The 17559-nt window shown below is 54.4% G+C and carries 16 protein-coding genes; 15 read left to right on the top strand and 1 reads right to left on the bottom strand.

Annotated elements, in window-relative coordinates; genetic code table 11:
* Together BS640_RS22090 and BS640_RS18090 are read left to right on the top strand one after the other, a co-directional pair.
* Positions 1 to 1199, top strand: a 1199-nt coding sequence (locus BS640_RS22090; protein WP_158086754.1) for a hypothetical protein, incomplete at its 5' end; no start/stop codon positions are given.
* A 777-nt stretch (positions 1200 to 1976) separates the two neighbouring features.
* Entirely contained in the window at positions 1977 to 2894 is a 918-nt protein-coding gene (locus BS640_RS18090) for a nucleoside hydrolase (RefSeq protein WP_084913040.1), read from the top strand.
* A 50-nt stretch (positions 2895 to 2944) separates the two neighbouring features.
* On the opposite strand, the gene mgtA is transcribed toward BS640_RS18090, so the two are convergent.
* Positions 2945 to 5656 carry a magnesium-translocating P-type ATPase gene (mgtA, locus tag BS640_RS18085; RefSeq protein ID WP_084913039.1) on the bottom strand — a complete coding sequence of 904 codons (2712 nt, stop codon included), beginning with the start codon at positions 5654 to 5656 and terminating at the stop codon, positions 2945 to 2947.
* A gap of 624 nt (positions 5657 to 6280) precedes the next feature.
* Between mgtA and nrdD the strand changes: the two genes are divergently transcribed.
* From nrdD to BS640_RS18015, 13 genes are all read left to right on the top strand, one after another.
* Complete coding sequence (nrdD, locus tag BS640_RS18080) at positions 6281 to 8413, top strand: anaerobic ribonucleoside-triphosphate reductase (RefSeq protein WP_084913044.1); 2133 nt, start codon at positions 6281 to 6283, stop codon at positions 8411 to 8413.
* Positions 8414 to 8417: 4 nt separating this feature from the next.
* Positions 8418 to 8882 (top strand): anaerobic ribonucleoside-triphosphate reductase-activating protein, encoded by a 465-nt coding sequence (gene nrdG / locus BS640_RS18075; RefSeq protein ID WP_084913045.1) that lies wholly within the window; start codon positions 8418 to 8420, stop codon positions 8880 to 8882.
* A 306-nt stretch (positions 8883 to 9188) separates the two neighbouring features.
* Positions 9189 to 9914: a phosphonate metabolism transcriptional regulator PhnF gene (gene phnF / locus BS640_RS18065; RefSeq protein WP_026110837.1), complete on the top strand. Its 726-nt coding sequence runs from the start codon at positions 9189 to 9191 to the stop codon at positions 9912 to 9914.
* Positions 9914 to 10357: a phosphonate C-P lyase system protein PhnG gene (phnG, locus tag BS640_RS18060; RefSeq protein ID WP_017494230.1), complete on the top strand. Its 444-nt coding sequence runs from the start codon at positions 9914 to 9916 to the stop codon at positions 10355 to 10357. Before phnF ends, phnG begins: the two co-directional genes overlap by 1 nt.
* Before the next feature lie 2 nt (positions 10358 to 10359).
* Positions 10360 to 10941: a phosphonate C-P lyase system protein PhnH gene (gene phnH, locus BS640_RS18055; RefSeq protein ID WP_017494229.1), complete on the top strand. Its 582-nt coding sequence runs from the start codon at positions 10360 to 10362 to the stop codon at positions 10939 to 10941.
* Positions 10941 to 12035 carry a carbon-phosphorus lyase complex subunit gene (locus BS640_RS18050; RefSeq protein WP_017494228.1) on the top strand — a complete coding sequence of 365 codons (1095 nt, stop codon included), beginning with the start codon at positions 10941 to 10943 and terminating at the stop codon, positions 12033 to 12035. Before phnH ends, BS640_RS18050 begins: the two co-directional genes overlap by 1 nt.
* Positions 12025 to 12903, top strand: coding sequence for an alpha-D-ribose 1-methylphosphonate 5-phosphate C-P-lyase PhnJ (locus tag BS640_RS18045; RefSeq protein WP_017494227.1), 879 nt, complete (start codon positions 12025 to 12027; stop codon positions 12901 to 12903). Before BS640_RS18050 ends, BS640_RS18045 begins: the two co-directional genes overlap by 11 nt.
* Complete coding sequence (gene phnK / locus BS640_RS18040; RefSeq protein ID WP_084913038.1) at positions 12900 to 13688, top strand: phosphonate C-P lyase system protein PhnK; 789 nt, start codon at positions 12900 to 12902, stop codon at positions 13686 to 13688. Before BS640_RS18045 ends, phnK begins: the two co-directional genes overlap by 4 nt.
* 24 nt (positions 13689 to 13712) lie before the next feature.
* The gene (gene phnL / locus BS640_RS18035; protein WP_017494225.1) at positions 13713 to 14423 is read left to right on the top strand and encodes a phosphonate C-P lyase system protein PhnL; all 711 of its coding nucleotides are present in this window, start codon (positions 13713 to 13715) and stop codon (positions 14421 to 14423) included.
* On the top strand, positions 14420 to 15556 hold the full coding sequence (gene phnM / locus BS640_RS18030; RefSeq protein WP_084913037.1) for an alpha-D-ribose 1-methylphosphonate 5-triphosphate diphosphatase: 1137 nt from the start codon (positions 14420 to 14422) through the stop codon (positions 15554 to 15556). Before phnL ends, phnM begins: the two co-directional genes overlap by 4 nt.
* Positions 15556 to 16158: a ribose 1,5-bisphosphokinase gene (gene phnN / locus BS640_RS18025; protein ID WP_084913036.1), complete on the top strand. Its 603-nt coding sequence runs from the start codon at positions 15556 to 15558 to the stop codon at positions 16156 to 16158. The genes phnM and phnN overlap by 1 nt, the downstream gene beginning before the upstream one ends.
* Positions 16155 to 16769, top strand: coding sequence for a DapH/DapD/GlmU-related protein (locus BS640_RS18020; RefSeq protein ID WP_017494164.1), 615 nt, complete (start codon positions 16155 to 16157; stop codon positions 16767 to 16769). Before phnN ends, BS640_RS18020 begins: the two co-directional genes overlap by 4 nt.
* 212 nt (positions 16770 to 16981) lie before the next feature.
* Entirely contained in the window at positions 16982 to 17554 is a 573-nt protein-coding gene (locus BS640_RS18015) for a UbiX family flavin prenyltransferase (RefSeq protein ID WP_017494163.1), read from the top strand.
* Positions 17555 to 17559: the final 5 nt, after the last annotated feature.

The raw sequence follows: 17559 nt of genomic DNA, 5'->3' as shown, positions 1-17559 counted from the left end.
AAAATAACTTTGGTCATTTGTTTGGAGTTATAAAAATAAAAAATAACTTTGTTAATCACAGTAAAACCTACTCTGATTTACTCGAACTTAGACACCTACAGGTTAACTTTAGCGAACGAAAGATAGCGATGATAAACAAGCAGATCGCTAACTCACTGAATAATACCATTCAATCTCCTTATAATCTTCGCATCAACGAGAAGATTATAATGAAAAACGGCAATGAAAAAATAAATAAAATATTCTACCGAATATATAACAGTAACGACTTTAACAAACTTCCGCTTTACGATGAGCGTGAAAAATATGTGGCAGCCAACAACTTTATTATGAAACAAGAATTAGGAAAGTTGACCGTTGAACCTATAATTTCAGCCTTCAAAAACATTCAAACGCTTACTCAACCTTTTAGCAGGGAGGTGAAGAAGAAAGCAGGGATAGCCATTGCCAAATCTGTAGAAAAGAAATACTCCATCGATGAGGCCATTGCGGAAATAAAAAAAACGTTATTTCCTCGTCAAGCTAACATACAGTTTATTGCTAATCGACCTGATGCTGGTTTTTCTCATCCGGACTATCCTCCAGTGAGTGATGAGATCTGCGGATTTTTCGATATTACCCAGCGCCTGCCGCAGGTTAATGCTAAGACATCAGCTATTTTATCGGAAAACTCACTGAAATCGATCAAACAAAAAATTGAAGAACTTTCATTCAAAAAGTTCGTTGAGGATCATCCTACCCATGCCGAAAAAACACGTCATGCTGACAACTATTCTTATGAGGAAAAAGAATACCGTCAATTTCACGAGAAAATAGCATCAGAGTCAGAAGAGTCTGGCTATGCACATAGTGATGATGAATACATCTATGACAAGATAGATGATTATCAAATTGATGCCCTCACCTATGAAACGAATCCTCAGCAGCCAAAGGCATTAAACGGTGCTTCCGCCATTGTTAACTATCAAAAACTGCTAGCTGATGCTGATGCAAAAATCGAAAAGATAAAGCGTGATATATTTAAAATAAACAAAGCAGATACCCAAAGCTTGTCGAACCCCCTTGATGCACAGATAGATCAACTTAACACAGCAAAAAACCGACTCAGCCAACTCGCCCGACTTAAGAGACAAGCGCCACTCCCACCGATAATCGACATCGGATTTAACGACCCATCAGCCACTTCAAGACATGCGTGATGACACCGACTGCGATAATTAAAAAATATTTAATATAAAAATAACTTTTAAATTTGGTGGCCGCCATGACCTGTCGACTACGTTCTCACAATCGTATAAATATCATCTCGCTTAATGTAACAACGGATACCCCAGTACAAAAAGCCTAAGGCGCCTTTATTCTGAACTTGAAAGGGATAAAAATCGTATCGGGACATTTATGAGCAATTGGAAACACAGCAGTCTCACACCTGAACCTGCCGCTAAAGCCCCTCTCGATAGGGCGCACTTCCCGCTTTGCCAGGCAAGCCAGCGAGGGCTATTCAAAATATCACTGAGAAAATGCAAGGGTCTCCGACAGGGGCAAGAAAAGCCTCAGCGGATTTAAAACAGGCGCCAGGAACCGACCAGTATCGTAAACACGCCATCACAGCCCTTAGACTCTCAAAGCAGCCCAACCTCACTATTAATCAGTCTGTTGAAAAGATTAAAGAGGTCTTAGCTAACGGCATTACCGGCATTAGGGTCGACTTTATTTCTCAACACACCCCAAACGCATACCGACTCTAAACCGACGGCGTTGAGATGAATCAGAGTTATTTTTCGATGGTTGCTGAATAACCCCAACCTACAGGGCGACGCTAAACTCATGAGCCAGGCCACAGTCTGGCTGAACGAACAGCGTTTTAATCTCTACCGGTGATAGCATAAAAACGCGTTGCCAGTGCGCGATAAGGCGTCTAATTTTATAGCCTTAACGCGCAGCAAGACGTTCATACAACTTATGCAAGGTGGCTCATGGCACAACATAAAATCATTCTCGACTGCGATCCCGGCATTGATGACGCGGTGGCTATTTTGCTGGCCCTGGCCTCGCCAGAAGAGATTGAACTGGTCGGTATCACGACGGTTTCAGGCAACGTTTCGCTCGAAAGAACCTCCTATAATGCGCGTCGCATTTGTACCCTTGCGGGCCGAGAAGACATCCCAGTCTATGCCGGATGCACACGCCCAATGCTTGAAGCCGAGTGCATCCATACCACGGTTCACGGTAATGACGGGCTTGGGAACGTGAAGCTGCCTCAGCCTGCCTTTAGCCTGGAACCTCAGCACGCCGTCGACTTCATCATCCATACCCTGCACGCCGAACCGGGCCAAATCACGCTCTGCCCTATCGGCCCGATGACCAACATTGCGCTGGCGATTATCAAAGACCCGACCATTGTTCCGAAGATAAAACGGCTGGTATTTATGGGCGGTGCGGCTTTCTGTCCGGGCAATGTCTCCCCGACTGCTGAATTCAATATCTACGTTGACCCTTGGGCCGCACACGTGGTGCTGAGCGCGGGTATTCCTCAGGTGATGTTTGGTCTTGATGTCACCCTGCAAGCCAAGATAAACGCCCCTTATCTTGATGCCCTAGAGCAGGTGAATCCTTTACTGAAGACCGCAACGGCCATGCTGCGCAACTATGGGGTTAGCGATCCTTGCCTGCACGACCCTTGCGTCATTGCCTGGCTTATCGACCCTAGCCTGTTTACAGGCATCGCGGGGAAAATCAGCGTGAGCTATCAGGATGACCAGCACCGAGGTCAGACGCTGGTTGCCGTTAAGCCTCGTCACCTCGACGATGATTCAACCAATATTGATGTTATGACCGAAGTCGATAATCCTCGCCTGCTGGAGATGCTGGCCGAGCGCTTAAGTCGCTTGTAAAAAAAGCCCCCGCAGTTGGCTAACCGTGGGGGCTTTGTTACATCAAAATTTTACTGCCAGCCGTAACGACGCACAAACCAGCCTTTAACGCCCTGGGTCATCACCATGTAGGCCGCCAGAATCACAATCAGCCATGGGAAGTAGCTGAGCGGCAGTGCCTGAAGTTGCAGGAACCCGGCCACCGGCGAGAAGATAATCCCGATACCGGTAATCACTACCAGCAGTGTCATGATGCACAGTGGCAACGAAGCCCGGCTTTGAATAAATGGCACTTTACGGGTGCGGATCATATGTACAATCAGCGTCTGCGACAGCAGGCCTTCGATGAACCAGCCGGACTGGAATAGAGTCTGCATCTCAGGCGTATTCGCCTTGAACACCCACCACATCAGCGAGAAGGTGAGAATATCAAACACTGAGCTGATAGGACCGAAGAACACCATAAAACGCCCAATATCGCCGGCGTTCCAGCGCTGGGGTTTAGACAGTTGCTCCTCGTCGACGTTATCGAAAGGAATAGCAACCTGCGACACATCATAAATCAGGTTCTGCACCAGCAGATGCAACGGCAGCATAGGCAGGAACGGCAGGAAGGCGCTCGCAACCAATACGCTGAAAACATTACCGAAGTTTGAGCTGGCGGTCATCTTGATGTACTTAAGCATGTTGGCAAAAGTGCGACGCCCTTCTGTCACGCCCTGCTCTAACACCATCAGGCTTTTTTCCAGCAGGATGATATCGGCCGCCTCTTTGGCGATATCGACGGCAGAATCAACCGAAATGCCGATGTCAGCGGCACGCAGCGCGGGAGCATCGTTAATGCCATCTCCCATAAAGCCGACCACGTGCCCTTGCTCACGCAGTACGCGCACAATACGCTCCTTGTGCAGCGGTGCCAGCTTGGCAAATACGCGAGTATTTCTTGCCACCTCAGCCAGCTCAGCGTCACTCAATTTCTCAACGTCGCTGCCAGTCAAAATATTGTCAACTTCGAGCCCTACGTCCTTACAGACTTTTCTCGCGACCAGCGGGTTGTCACCGGTCAGGATCTTGACGGTCACACCTTTACGCTGCAAGGCTTTTAAAGCCGGTGCCGTGCTCTCTTTTGGTGGATCGAGGAACGCGATGTAACCGGCAAGGATCAGGCTCGATTCATCCGCTACCGCGTAATCGTGGGTGCGTGCAGGTATGACTTTATGCGCGACCGCAACCACCCGCAGACCCTGCTGATTAAGGTCATCCGTGATACCGCGAATACGGCTCAGCAGCTGCGCGGTCAAGGGGACAGTTTCATCGTTGAGCTTTACCAGCGTACAAATCGACAGGATCTCTTCCAGCGCGCCTTTACAGATCAAACGATGATAATCAGCAGCCTCTGACACCACCACAGACATACGGCGACGGTCAAAGTCGAACGGAATCTCGTCGATTTTGATATAGCGATTCTGTCTCTGTTCCATTTCAACCGCCTCAGCGCCCTCAAGCACTGCGACATCGAGCAGGTTCTTCAACCCAGTTTGATAATGGCTGTTGAGCCACGCCAGATGCAGCACATCATTACATGGCGTACCCAATACGTCGGTATGGCGCTCAAGAATGATTTTGTCCTGCGTCAGGGTGCCGGTTTTGTCGGTGCACAGAATATCCATCGCACCAAAGTTCTGAATGGCATCCAGATGTTTAACAATGACTTTTTGACGAGAAAGTTTGACGGCTCCCTTTGCCAGCGTCGAGGTGACAATCATCGGCAGCATCTCTGGCGTCAGACCTACGGCCACCGACAGCGAGAATAACGCCGCCTCCCACCAGTCACCCTTGGTATAGCCGTTGATCAGCAGCACCACTGGCGTCATCACCATCATAAAGCGGATCAGCAGCCAGCTGACTTTGCTGATGCCGCGCTGGAAGGCGTTCGGCTGGTCGTCTTGCTTCATGACGCGCTCGGCAAGCTGACCAAACCAGGTCTGCGCACCGGTAGAGATAACCATTGCCAACGCCGTACCGCTGATAACGTTGGTGCCCATAAAGCACAGCGTATCCTGCTCAAGAGGATCGCAGTCAACCGGCATGCGGCTATTGGCCTGCTTCTCAACGGGCAGCGACTCTCCGGTCAACGCCGCCTGGCTGATGAACAGGTCTTTGGCGGACAGGATACGCAGGTCGGCCGGGATCATATCGCCCGCAGAGAGTTTCACTAGGTCGCCGGGAACAAGCTGATTGATAGGTAATTCAACGGTGCGGCTTTGCCCGGTTTGAGTATCGCTGCGAAGCACGGTAGCCGTATTGCTGACCATGGCCTTTAGCGCATCGGCGGCTTTATTGGAGCGCGCCTCCTGAACAAAGCGCATCAGGGTAGAGATAACCACCATACTGCCAATGACCAGCGTGGCCTTCATATCTTCAGTGGCGTATGAAACTGCTGCCAGAATCGTCAGCAGAAGGTTGAACGGGTTGCGATAGCAAATCCACAGGTGTTGCCACCACGGCATCGGTTGCTGGTCGTTGGTCTGATTCGGGCCAACGCGTTCACGAATGGCCTCCGCTTCAAGCTCTGTCAGCCCCTCGAAATGGCTGTTGAATTGGGCGTAAAGCTGCTCGGCACTGGCGCGCGCGCAGTGTTGGCAATGTTGAACAATAGAAGGCGGCAAGTCTTTGCCGCCGTTTGGCTGGGCATTTTCCAGCATCGGAGAACGGCGGATAAGACGTAGCGGCAAAGTACGGCTGAACACGTGGATCAGTCGTTGAGTCATAGTTTTAAACATAGCTCTTACCTTTCTTGCGCCCACGACAAAATCACCGTGGGCATGGCAAAGGGTGTAAAAAACAGAGCATGCAATCAGAGAGAGCAGGCTGCTGCTTACCAAATGTTGTCCGGTAAGCAGCAGCGAAAAGGCAGGTGCTTACCGGATCAAGACGGACTTACTGCGTCGGGGTCGGGATCCATAAAATTTTTCTCGGTAGGTTAATAAACGGCGATGCGGATTGTCGCGCAAACGCCGCGAACTGAACTGATCTCAATCAATTAAGTGCGCGAATCATACTCCTGATAACATTAACCATATCTAAACCATCACTAAACCTTCCTTAAACCCTCTAAAGCACCCTCGCGGTCGCCCGGCCTGTCGCCTTGCCTTCACCGCAATGCGTAGGTTTTATCCACAGATCGAAAAAGCTTTAACTCTGTGCGAAGTAAATCGACAGGACTTGCAGCAGATTGAAGCGCTCTCAGCAGCAGATTTCCGATAACAATTTTCCTTGTCTCAAGTCAAAAAATGCCCCATTAAGCCCGGGAATAAATCTATATGTAGCGTGTATATTGTCGTTATTAATCTATATATAGCGTTTTAATCGAAGGGACTTCTATTTTGAAACTTGAGAACTCAGGCCTGCTGGTCATCAAGCGCGATGGCTGTCAGGTGCTGTTTGACGGGCAGTTGATCATGCAGGCGGTGCAACGTGCGGCGGCCGCCGTTAACGTCGACGATATGGCATATTGCACCCGCGTGGCGAGTGAGGTGACAGAGACTCTGCGCGGTAAACATCGCATCGACATCCATGAGATTCAGGAAGCGGTTGAAAACCAGCTGATGGCAGGCCCCTATAAGCCGCTGGCGCGCGCCTACATCGAGTATCGCCACGACCGGGACATCAAACGTGAATTGCGCAGCCGTCTCAATCAGGAGATCCGTGGACTGGTGGAGCAAAGTAATCTCGCGTTGCTTAATGAAAACGCCAATAAGGACAGCAAAGTCATTCCCACACAGCGCGACCTGCTGGCGGGGATTGTGGCGAAACACTATGCGCGTCAGCATATTCTGCCTCGTGACGTGGTGCTGGCCCACGAGCGCGGCGAAATTCATTATCACGATCTCGACTACTCACCGTTTTTCCCGATGTTCAACTGCATGCTCATCGACCTCAAAGGCATGTTGAATAAAGGTTTTAAAATGGGCAACGCGGAAATCGATACGCCGAAGTCCATCTCCACCGCGACCGCCGTCACGGCACAGATTATCGCTCAGGTTGCCAGCCACATTTACGGCGGAACCACCATCAACCGTATCGACGAAATTCTAGCGCCCTTTGTCACGCAAAGTTTTAAGAAGCATAGAAAAACGGCAACGCAGTGGGCTATTTCCGACGTTGAAGCCTACGCCCACCAGCTCACAGAAAAAGAGTGCTACGACGCCTTTCAGTCGCTGGAATATGAGGTTAATACGCTTCACACCGCCAACGGCCAGACGCCGTTTGTGACCTTTGGCTTTGGTCTGGGTACCTGTTGGCAAGCGCGGCTGATTCAAAAATCGATTCTGCGCAACCGTATCGCCGGATTAGGAAAAAATCGTAAAACGGCCGTGTTTCCCAAATTGGTTTTCGCCATTCGCGACGGCATAAATCATAAGGCGGCCGACGCCAATTATGACATCAAACAGCTCGCCCTCGAATGCGCCAGCAAGCGTATGTATCCTGATATTCTTAATTACGATCAGGTGGTTAAGGTCACCGGTTCGTTTAAAACCCCGATGGGCTGCCGCAGCTTTCTCGGCGTTTACCAGGAGCACGGCGAAGAGGTTCATGACGGGCGCAACAACATTGGCGTGATAAGCCTGAACCTGCCGCGCATCGCGCTGGAAGCCAAAGGCAATGAACCTGCCTTTTGGGATTTACTCGACCAGCGTCTGCTGCTGGCCAAAAAAGCGTTGATGACCCGTATCGCCCGACTCGACGGGGTAAAAGCCCGCGTCGCGCCGATCCTTTATATGGAGGGTGCCTGCGGCGTGCGCTTGAAAGCCGATGATGACATCAGCGAAATCTTCAAAAACGGGCGGGCCTCCATCTCGCTGGGTTATATCGGCGTGCACGAAACTATCACTGCGCTGTATGGCGGCCAAGCGCATCTGTTTGATAACGCTGCACTGCGCGACAAAGCCGTGTCAATTGTTGCCCGACTGAAGGCGGCCACCGAGGCCTGGAAGCAGGAAACCGGCTACGGCTTCAGCCTCTACAGTACGCCGAGCGAAAACCTGTGCGATCGGTTCTGCCGACTCGATACCGCAGAATTCGGCATGATCCCAGGCGTGACCGACAAAGGCTATTACACCAACAGCTTCCACCTCGACGTAGAGAAGAAGGTCAATCCGTATGAGAAGCTGGATTTCGAGGCGCCTTATCCCCCGGTCAGCAACGGCGGATTCATCTGCTACGGCGAATACCCCAACCTGCAGCACAACCTGCGCGCGCTCGAAGACGTTTGGGACTACAGCTATACCCGCGTCCCCTATTACGGCACGAATACGCCAATAGACGAATGCTACGATTGCGGTTTTACCGGCGAGTTTTCCTGTACCAGCAAAGGATTTACCTGTCCGAAATGCGGCAATCACGATGCCTCGAGGGTGTCGGTCACACGTCGGGTGTGCGGCTATCTCGGCAGCCCGGATGCGCGTCCTTTCAACGCCGGTAAGCAGGAAGAGGTTAAGCGCCGCGTAAAGCATCTCGATAATGGGCAGCTCGGTTAATCGCATGAACTATCACGCCTATTATCCGCTAGACGTCGTCAACGGGCCGGGCACCCGTTGTACGCTGTTTGTCTCCGGGTGCGTGCATCAGTGCCGTGGCTGTTATAACAAGAGCACCTGGCGACTCACCTCAGGCCAGCTTTTCACGCCCGAGATAGAAGACCGCATAGTCACTGATTTACAGGATAAGGTCATCCCGCGTCAGGGTCTGTCGCTCTCGGGCGGGGATCCGCTGCATCCGCAAAATCTGTCGGCTGTCGACCATCTTTTGCAGCGCATAAGCGACGAGTGTCCGGGAAAAAACGTTTGGATGTGGACCGGTTATCGCCTCGACGAGCTCAGCGGCGATCAGCGGCGGACGATCGCTCGAGTCAACGTGCTTGTCGACGGGAAATTTGTGCAGGATCTGCACGATCCTTCCCTTGTCTGGCGCGGTAGCAGCAACCAGGTGATCCACTTTTTACGTTAAAACTGCCGCTTAAAATCGTTGAGGATGGACGAAAGATCCATTCTCTTCAGCCTAACGATCGCTGCATCAACGACTTGGCTATTTATTCCCGTCGCCGTCCCGCATTGTTCATCAACCTGCAACTCCTGCTTCACCGAACTGTCATTTTCCCCCTCCAAGATGGTGCCAACGTCGAACCGAGGTTGACACCATGCAAATTTTTGACTCAATCAGACAGTCTTTACATCACCCCCGCGGTCGCCCGGCAGAGCACGTTTCTGCTCCTGACCTACGCGCTGACATTCAGGCAGCGAGGTATTCATTGTGATAGACCTATCTAGACATCCGACCAGCTACCCAACGCGTTACCAGCAGATAGCCGCTCAGCTCGAGCAGGAGTTGCGTAGCACTTACCGCTGCGGTGACTATCTGCCTCCGGAAAACCAGCTCGCCGAACGTTTTCAGGTTAACCGCCATACGCTGCGGCGTGCGGTCGATGAACTGGTCGATCGCGGCTGGCTTCAGCGCCGTCAGGGTATCGGCACACTGGTGTTGATGCGCCCTTATGATTATCCGCTGCACTCGCAGGCACGCTTCAGCCAAAACCTGCTGGATCAGGGAAGTCATCCCACCAGCGAAAGGCTGTTGGCGGTGCTCCGTCCGGCGACCGATCACGTTGCGACCGCCCTGGGGCGTCAGGAGGGTGAAACGGTTATTCATCTGCGCACTCTGCGTCGCGTTAACAATGTGCCTGTCTGCGTGATTGACCACTACCTGCCAGATCTCGGCTGGTGGCCCATCCTCCAGAATTTCCAAAACGGTTCGCTGCATGACTTTATCCGCACCGAAATCAATCAGCGTCTGAGCCGCCGCACGACACGTATCAATGCCCGCCGCGCGCAGGCCAAAGAAAGCAAACTGCTGGAAATTGTCCCGCAGGCACCGCTGCTTTGCGTGCGCACCATTAACACCTGTGACAGCAACGGCAGCGTAGCGGAATACTCCGTCAGCCTGACGCGTGCTGACATGATTGAACTCACCATGGAGCACTAATGGACGCCTTAGAAAACCGTCAACGCTGGATGTCGGTGCTGGCCCACAGCCAGCCGTCGGAGCTGCTTGAACACTGGAAGCCGCTCAATCTCAGCCCTACCTTTGAACGCCTGCGCCCGGCTGAAACCGGCCTGACGCAGCTACAGGCCCGGATGGGTGGCACCGGAAAACGCTTCGTGATGGGCGACATGACCGTCACCCGCGCCGTTATCCAGCTTGCCTCCGGCGTCTACGGCTACAGCTATGTTCGCGGTCGCGACAAGGCCCACGCCGAGCTCTGCGCCGTGATTGATGCGCTGCTACAGGTCTCCGGTATGGAGGAGCTGCTCCATAAACGCGTCATTGCGCCACTGGCCGCCAGCCAGCAGGCGCGTCGCGAACAGCGTGCCCGCGAAATTGCGTCCAGCCGCGTCGACTTCTTCACTCTGGTTAGGGGAGAGTAACTATGTCACTCGTTGCAAGTTTTAAGCATCCGGTCGCCGATGCCCAGTTTAGTTTCCGTCGTATCCTCAAAGCGTTAAGCGAACCCGGCTCGATTGTCGCGCTGCCGGAAATGTCCGGCTTCGGCGTGCTGGATTCTGCCAGCGCCTGCGTGCTGCTGACGCTTATCGATCAAGATACGCCGCTGTGGATAAGCCCACGGCTCAACGACGACGTGCTGCGTCAGAATTTGCGATTCCACACCGGTGCCGTACTGACCGAAGACCCGAGCAGCGTTAGCTTTGCGCTGGCGGAGGGTTCGCTCGACAGCGCCACGCTGTTGGCCTTCCCGTGCGGTGATGAAATGTCGCCTGAGCTGGCCACCAGCGTCATCGTGCAGGTTGAGTCGCTGGAAGGCGGCAAGCCGCTGCGCTTGCTGGGCCCGGGGATTGAACAGTCACGCGTTATCTCGGTGCAGCTGCCCGACGCCGTCACCCAATATTTACTCAATCGTCCACACCGCTTCCCGCTGGGGCTGGACTTTATGTTTACCTGCGGTGAGCAGCTGCTTGCCTTGCCGCGCACGACCCGCGTGGAGGCCTGCTAATGTACGTTGCCGTTAAAGGGGGCGAGAAGGCCATCGAGGCCGCTCACGAACTGCTGGCACACCAGCGCCGCGGTGACACTCAGGTCACTGAAATCAACGCCGAACAAATTGAGCAACAGCTTGGCTTGGCCGTCGATCGCGTCATGAGCGAGGGCGGAATTTACGATCCCCAGTTGGCCGCACTGGCTATTAAACAGTCGTCAGGGGATCTGGTTGAGGCCATCTTCCTGCTGCGCGCCTACCGCACCACGCTGCCGCGTCTGGCCATCAGTCAGCCGCTGAATACCGCCAATATGCGCCTCGAACGCCGCGTATCGGCGATTTATAAAGACCTGCCGGGCGGACAAGTGCTAGGCCCGACCTATGACTACACCCACCGCCTGCTGGACTTCGCTCTGCTGGCCGAAGGATTGGATCCCGTCGCCCCCAACGCCGACGAGACGCTCCCCGAATCCTGCGGACACGTGTTTGACCTGTTGGCCAATCAACAGTTGGCGGTCACTGAGCAAGACGACGGCAGCGAGCCGGACGACATTACCCGCACGCCGCCTGTCTATCCGGCCACCCGCGCCGCACGTTTGCAGCAGTTGGTGCGCGGCGACGAAGGTTTTCTGCTGTCGCTGAGTTATTCCACCCAGCGTGGCTATGGCCGCACCCACCCTTTCGCCGGCGAAATTCGCACCGGCTGGCTGACGGTCGAAATCGTGCCGGAAGAGCTGGGCTTTGCTATCGATATCGGCGAGATCCTGCTGACAGAATGCGAGATGGTGAACGGCTTTATTACCCCAGAAGATCGACCACCGCACTTCACCCGTGGGTATGGGCTGGTGTTTGGCCGCGCCGAACGCAAGGCCATGTCGATGTCGCTGGTTGACCGCGCACTACAGGCCCCCGAATACGATGAGCAGGTCCGCAGCCCGGCGCAGGATGAAGAGTTTGTGCTGTCCCACGCCGATAACGTCGAGGCCGCAGGGTTTGTCTCGCACCTGAAGCTCCCTCACTACGTCGATTTCCAGGCTGAACTGGAGCTGTTGCAGCGCCTGCGCAAACAGCACGAAGCGGCCAATGGCAAGGATCTCTCCAATGAAAAATAATAATGCTGCAACCGCAACCGGCTATAACCAGGGTTATCTAGACGAGCAAACCAAGCGCATGATCCGCCGAGCTATTTTGAAGGCCGTGGCGATCCCCGGCTATCAGGTGCCGTTCGCCGGTCGTGAGATGCCGATGCCTTACGGCTGGGGCACCGGCGGTATTCAGATTACTGCCAGCGTGATAGGTCAGGAGGACGTGCTGAAGGTCATCGATCAGGGGGCCGACGATACCACCAACGCCGTGTCGATCCGCCGTTTCTTTAAAAATGTCGCCGGCGTCGAGACGACCGAAAAAACCACCGAGGCGACGCTTATCCAGACCCGCCACCGAATTCCTGAAACACCGCTGCAGGAAGATCAGATCCTGATTTTTCAGGTGCCGATCCCCGAGCCGTTGCGCTTTATCGAGCCGCGTGAAACCGAGACGCGAAAAATGCATGCGCTCGAAGAGTACGGCGTTATGCAGGTGAAGCTTTATGAAGACATCGCCCGCTTCGGCCACATCGCGACCACCTATGCCTATCCGGTGAAGGTCAACAATCGCTACGTGATGGATCCGTCACCTATTCCGAAATTCGACAACCCGAAGATGCACATGATGCCCGCCCTGCAACTGTTCGGCGCGGGACGCGAAAAACGTATCTACGCGCTGCCGCCGTTTACCCAGGTCGAAAGCCTGGACTTTGAGGATCACCCCTTCACGGTGCAGCAATGGGATCAGCCGTGCGCTCTCTGCGGATCGCACGACAGCTATCTCGATGAAGTGGTGCTCGACGATCTCGGCAACCGCATGTTCGTCTGCTCTGACACCGACTACTGCGCTCAGCAGCTCGACGCCGCATCTTTAAAAGAGGCCAATAAACAATGAATCCGGTCAACGCTTCTGCCACGCCGCTGCTTTCCGTTGAGAACCTGACCCACCTTTATGCGCCGGGAAAAGGCTTCAGCGACGTGTCGTTTCAGCTCTATCCCGGCGAAGTGCTGGGCATTGTCGGCGAGTCCGGCTCGGGTAAAACCACGCTGTTACAGAGCATCTCCGCGCGCCTGGCCCCTCAGCAGGGTCAGGTGATTTACAACAACGGCGTGCAGCACGCGCAGTCGCTTTATCAGATGCCGGAAAGCGATCGTCGTCGCCTGCTGCGTACCGACTGGGGCGTAGTTCACCAGCATCCGATGGACGGCCTGCGTCGCCAGGTGTCTGCCGGAGGCAATATCGGCGAACGCCTGATGGCTATCGGTGAACGCAACTATGCCCGCATTCGTCAGGAAGCCGGCAAGTGGCTGGAAGACGTCGAGATCCCGATTTCACGCCTCGATGACCTGCCGACCACCTTCTCGGGCGGTATGCAACAGCGTTTGCAAATCGCCCGCAATCTAGTGACCCATCCTCGTTTGGTGTTTATGGATGAGCCGACCGGCGGGCTAGACGTATCCGTACAGGCACGCCTGCTGGACTTGCTGCGCACGCTGGTGGTCGAGATGCAGCTGGCGGTAGTGATTGTGACCCACGACCTGGGCGTAGCACGTCTGCTGGCCCACCGCCTGCTGGTGATGAAGCAAGGCCAGGTCGTAGAAAGCGGGTTGACCGATCGGGTGCTCGATGACCCACATCACCCTTATACCCAGCTACTCGTTTCATCCGTTTTATCCTAGGAACCCCAAGAGAGTGATAACACTATGACAACCAGACTCCGGGTCGAAAAATTAAGTAAGACTTTCGTATTACATAACCAGCAAGGGATAAAACTGCCGGTGTTTCACAACGTCAGCCTCGAGGTTAACGCAGGGGAATGCGTGGTGCTGCACGGCCGTTCGGGCAGCGGAAAATCGACTCTCCTGCGCTCACTCTACGGCAATTATCTGCCGGACAGCGGCCATATCTGGGTGAAACATCAAGAGCAGTGGGTCGATATGGTTAGCGCGCAGGCCCGAGAAATTCTCGACGTGCGCCGCCACACCCTGGGCTGGGTCAGCCAGTTCCTGCGCGTCATTCCGCGCATCAGTGCGCTGAATCTGGTGATGCAGCCGCTGGTTGAATTGGGCATTGGCAAGGCGGAGGCCGAGCAACGCGCCGGTGAACTATTGCAGCATCTGAACGTGCCGGAGCGCCTGTGGCAGCTCGCACCGTCAACCTTCTCAGGAGGTGAGCAACAGCGAGTCAATATTGCACGCGGCTTTATCGTTGATTATCCGGTGCTGCTGCTCGACGAACCTACCGCTTCGCTGGATGCGACCAATCGTGCAGCGGTGGTGACACTGATTGAAAAAGCCAAGGCGCGCGGTGCCGCCGTGGTGGGTATTTTCCACGATGAAGATGTGCGTGAGCGCGTGGCTGACCGGCTTCACGTGATGACCCCAGAACAGGCTAATGCGGAGAATTTGGCATGATTATCAATAACGTCAATCTGGTTCTGCCCGAAGAAACCGTCAGGGGATCGATTGAGATCCAAGAGGGCGTGATTAGGTCTTTTACCGATAATCCGAGTCATCTGCCGCAGGCGCTCGACGCTGAAGGCGGCTGGCTGATGCCCGGTTTTGTCGAGCTGCATACCGACAATCTGGATAAGTTTTTCACACCGCGTCCGAAGGTTGACTGGCCAGCGCATTCGGCAATGAGCAGCCATGATGCGCTGATGGTGGCGAGCGGGATAACGACAGTGCTCGACGCCGTTGCGGTCGGCGACGTGCGCGACGGTGGCCATCGGCTCGAGAATCTGCAAAAGATGATCGACGCAGTGATCAACAGCCAACAGGCCGGATTGAACCGCGCCGAGCACCGCTTGCATCTGCGCTGTGAACTGCCGCACTCCTCCACGCTGCCGCTGTTCGAAGAGCTGATGCACAAGCCGGGCGTCTCGCTGGTCTCATTGATGGACCACTCGCCGGGCCAGCGCCAATTTGCGACGCCGCAAAAGTATCGTGAATACTATCAGGGAAAATATCAGCTTAACGACGAGCAGATGGAAGAGTTTCAGGCCGCGCAAATCGCCAACTCGCTGCGTTGGGCACAGCCAAACCGCATGGCGATTGCCGCGCACTGCCGCGAGAGAGGTATTGCCCTGGCGAGTCATGACGATGCGACGGCAGAACACGTCAATGAATCCAAAGCGTTGGGCAGCGTGATTGCCGAATTCCCAACCACCGAAGACGCCGCTCGGGCCTCGCACGCAGAAGGACTGCAAGTGTTGATGGGGGCGCCAAATATCGTGCGCGGCGGCTCGCATTCTGGCAACGTGGCGGCAAAACATCTGGCGTCGCTGGGCCTGCTTGATATTCTTTCTTCAGACTATTATCCCGCCAGCCTGATGGACGCAGTGTTCCGCATCGCCAACGATGAGGACAATGCCTTTAGCATGTCGCAGGCGGTGGCATTGGTCACGCGTAATCCGGCGAAAGCCTTGGGATTGCAGGACAGGGGAGTGATTGCAGAAGGTAAGCGCGCCGATCTGGTGTTGGCAAGAGCGCATGACCATCATCACTATGTGCAAAACGTCTGGCGTCAGGGAATACAGGTATTCTGATGGCTAAGCTTGTTTACGTCATGGGTGCATCGGGATCGGGCAAAGACAGCCTGCTGGACGCACTGCGAAATATAACCCCGCTCGGGTTGCTGGTGGCACATCGCTACATTACCCGCCCGGCGCACGCCGGTGCGGAGAATCACATCGCGCTCAGTCTGGATGAGTTTCAGCAGCGTAAGGCCCACCGGCTGTTCGCACTCGACTGGCAGGCGCATCAGACTCACTATGCGCTCGGGGTCGAGATTGATCTGTGGATGCAGCGTGGGTTCACCGTGGTCGTGAACGGTTCTCGGGCGCACCTGGCCGAGGCCGTGGCTCGCTATGGCGCGGCGCTGCTGCCGGTTTATCTGCACGTTTCGGGCGAGGTGCTCGCCGAACGGCTCGCGCTGCGCGGCCGCGAAACGCCGCTGGAGATTCAGCAGCGCCTGCAACGTGCTGCCGAGTATCAGCACGGCCTGCCTGCCGAATGCCGTCGGCTGAACAACGATGGACGCCTGCAAGACACTCTGGCCGATCTGCTCACGCTGCTTACCGAACAGGCGGTCTGCACCTTTCCGCCTCCAGAACACCCCATTGTCTGCGCACAGGATAACGCTTTATGACGCTTGCAAACGCAACGCCGAGTGACCCGAAAATAGGCAACAACGTCGAGCTCAAACAGACTCGTTTAGGCCAGTACGTACATCTGGGCGACGACGCGGTCTTTGAAGAAGTCGAGGTCGGTGATTACTCCTATACCGCCGGCCATAACCAGATTCACTATGCCACGATAGGTAAATTTGTTTCGATTGCCACCTATGTGCGCATCAATCCAGGCAACCACCCTACCTATCAGCGCATCGCCCAGCACCATTTCACCTATCGCAGTTCGGCCTATGGATTAGGCGAAGACGATAACGACTTCTTTAACTGGCGCCGTGAACACGCAGTCACCGTGGGCCATGATGTCTGGATTGGCCATAACGCGGTGATCATGCCCGGGGTCACCGTAGGCAATGGCGCGGTCATAGGATCCTCGGCGGTGGTGACCAAAGACGTTGAACCTTTCTCAATAGTCGCGGGCGTAGCGGCCAAAAAGATCGGCATGCGTTTTGAAGACTCGCTGATCGAAAGGATCGAGCGCAGCCAGTGGTGGAACTGGAGCCATGAGACGTTGCAGGAGAGAATGCCAGAATTCAGGGATTTGGACAGCTTTGTGGAGAAGTATCTCTAGTCGCGCGATCCTCGGGGGAAAATCAGGCGTTTTTGCTTATACATTAGCATAAACAATAGCGTCTTTTCCTCCTCTCCCGCCCGAGCGATTGGGCAAAAAATGCGTAATCCCTCCGCTTGAATGCGTATACATAAAAGCTATACCCCCCTTCCTTTTAAGTCATTTTCCAATCCCCTCCTCCCCCAGATAATGAAAAAAAAGCGGGAGGAACCATGAAGAGAATTATTGTTGGGGTAACGGGCGCCACCGGCGCACCTTTGGCGGTTCGCGTGCTGCAGTTTCTGCGCGAAATGGAGGTGGAAATCCATCTGATTGTCTCGCAGTGGGCAAAAACCACGCTCCAGCAGGAATGCGGCATGAGCTATCGCGATCTCTGTGCCATGGCCGACGTGGTTCACGATCCGCGCAATCAGGGTGCGACCGTGTCGAGCGGATCGTTTCAGGTTGAAGGCATGGTTATCGTGCCGTGCAGCATGAAGACGCTGGCCGCTATCCGCATGGGCTTTGCCGAGAACCTGATTGCCCGCGCCGCCGACGTGATGCTGAAAGAACGCAGAACGCTGTTGATGGTCACCCGAGAGACGCCTCTTAACTCTATCCACCTGGAGAACATGCTGCACCTCAGCAATATGGGCGCCGTTATCTTCCCGCCGACTCCCGCTTTCTACAACAATCCCGAGTCAATTTCGCAAATTCTGGATCATCTCGCCGTAAGGATTCTCGACCAATTTCATCTGTCTCACCCGGCAGCCAAACGCTGGGAAGGACTGGGTCATAAGGAGTAATAACC

This window comes from Rouxiella badensis (assembly GCF_002093665.1).
Lineage (GTDB): Bacteria > Pseudomonadota > Gammaproteobacteria > Enterobacterales > Enterobacteriaceae > Rouxiella > Rouxiella badensis.
Note: the sequence above shows the minus strand (reverse complement) of the source record. Positions and strands in the feature narration are given on the sequence as shown.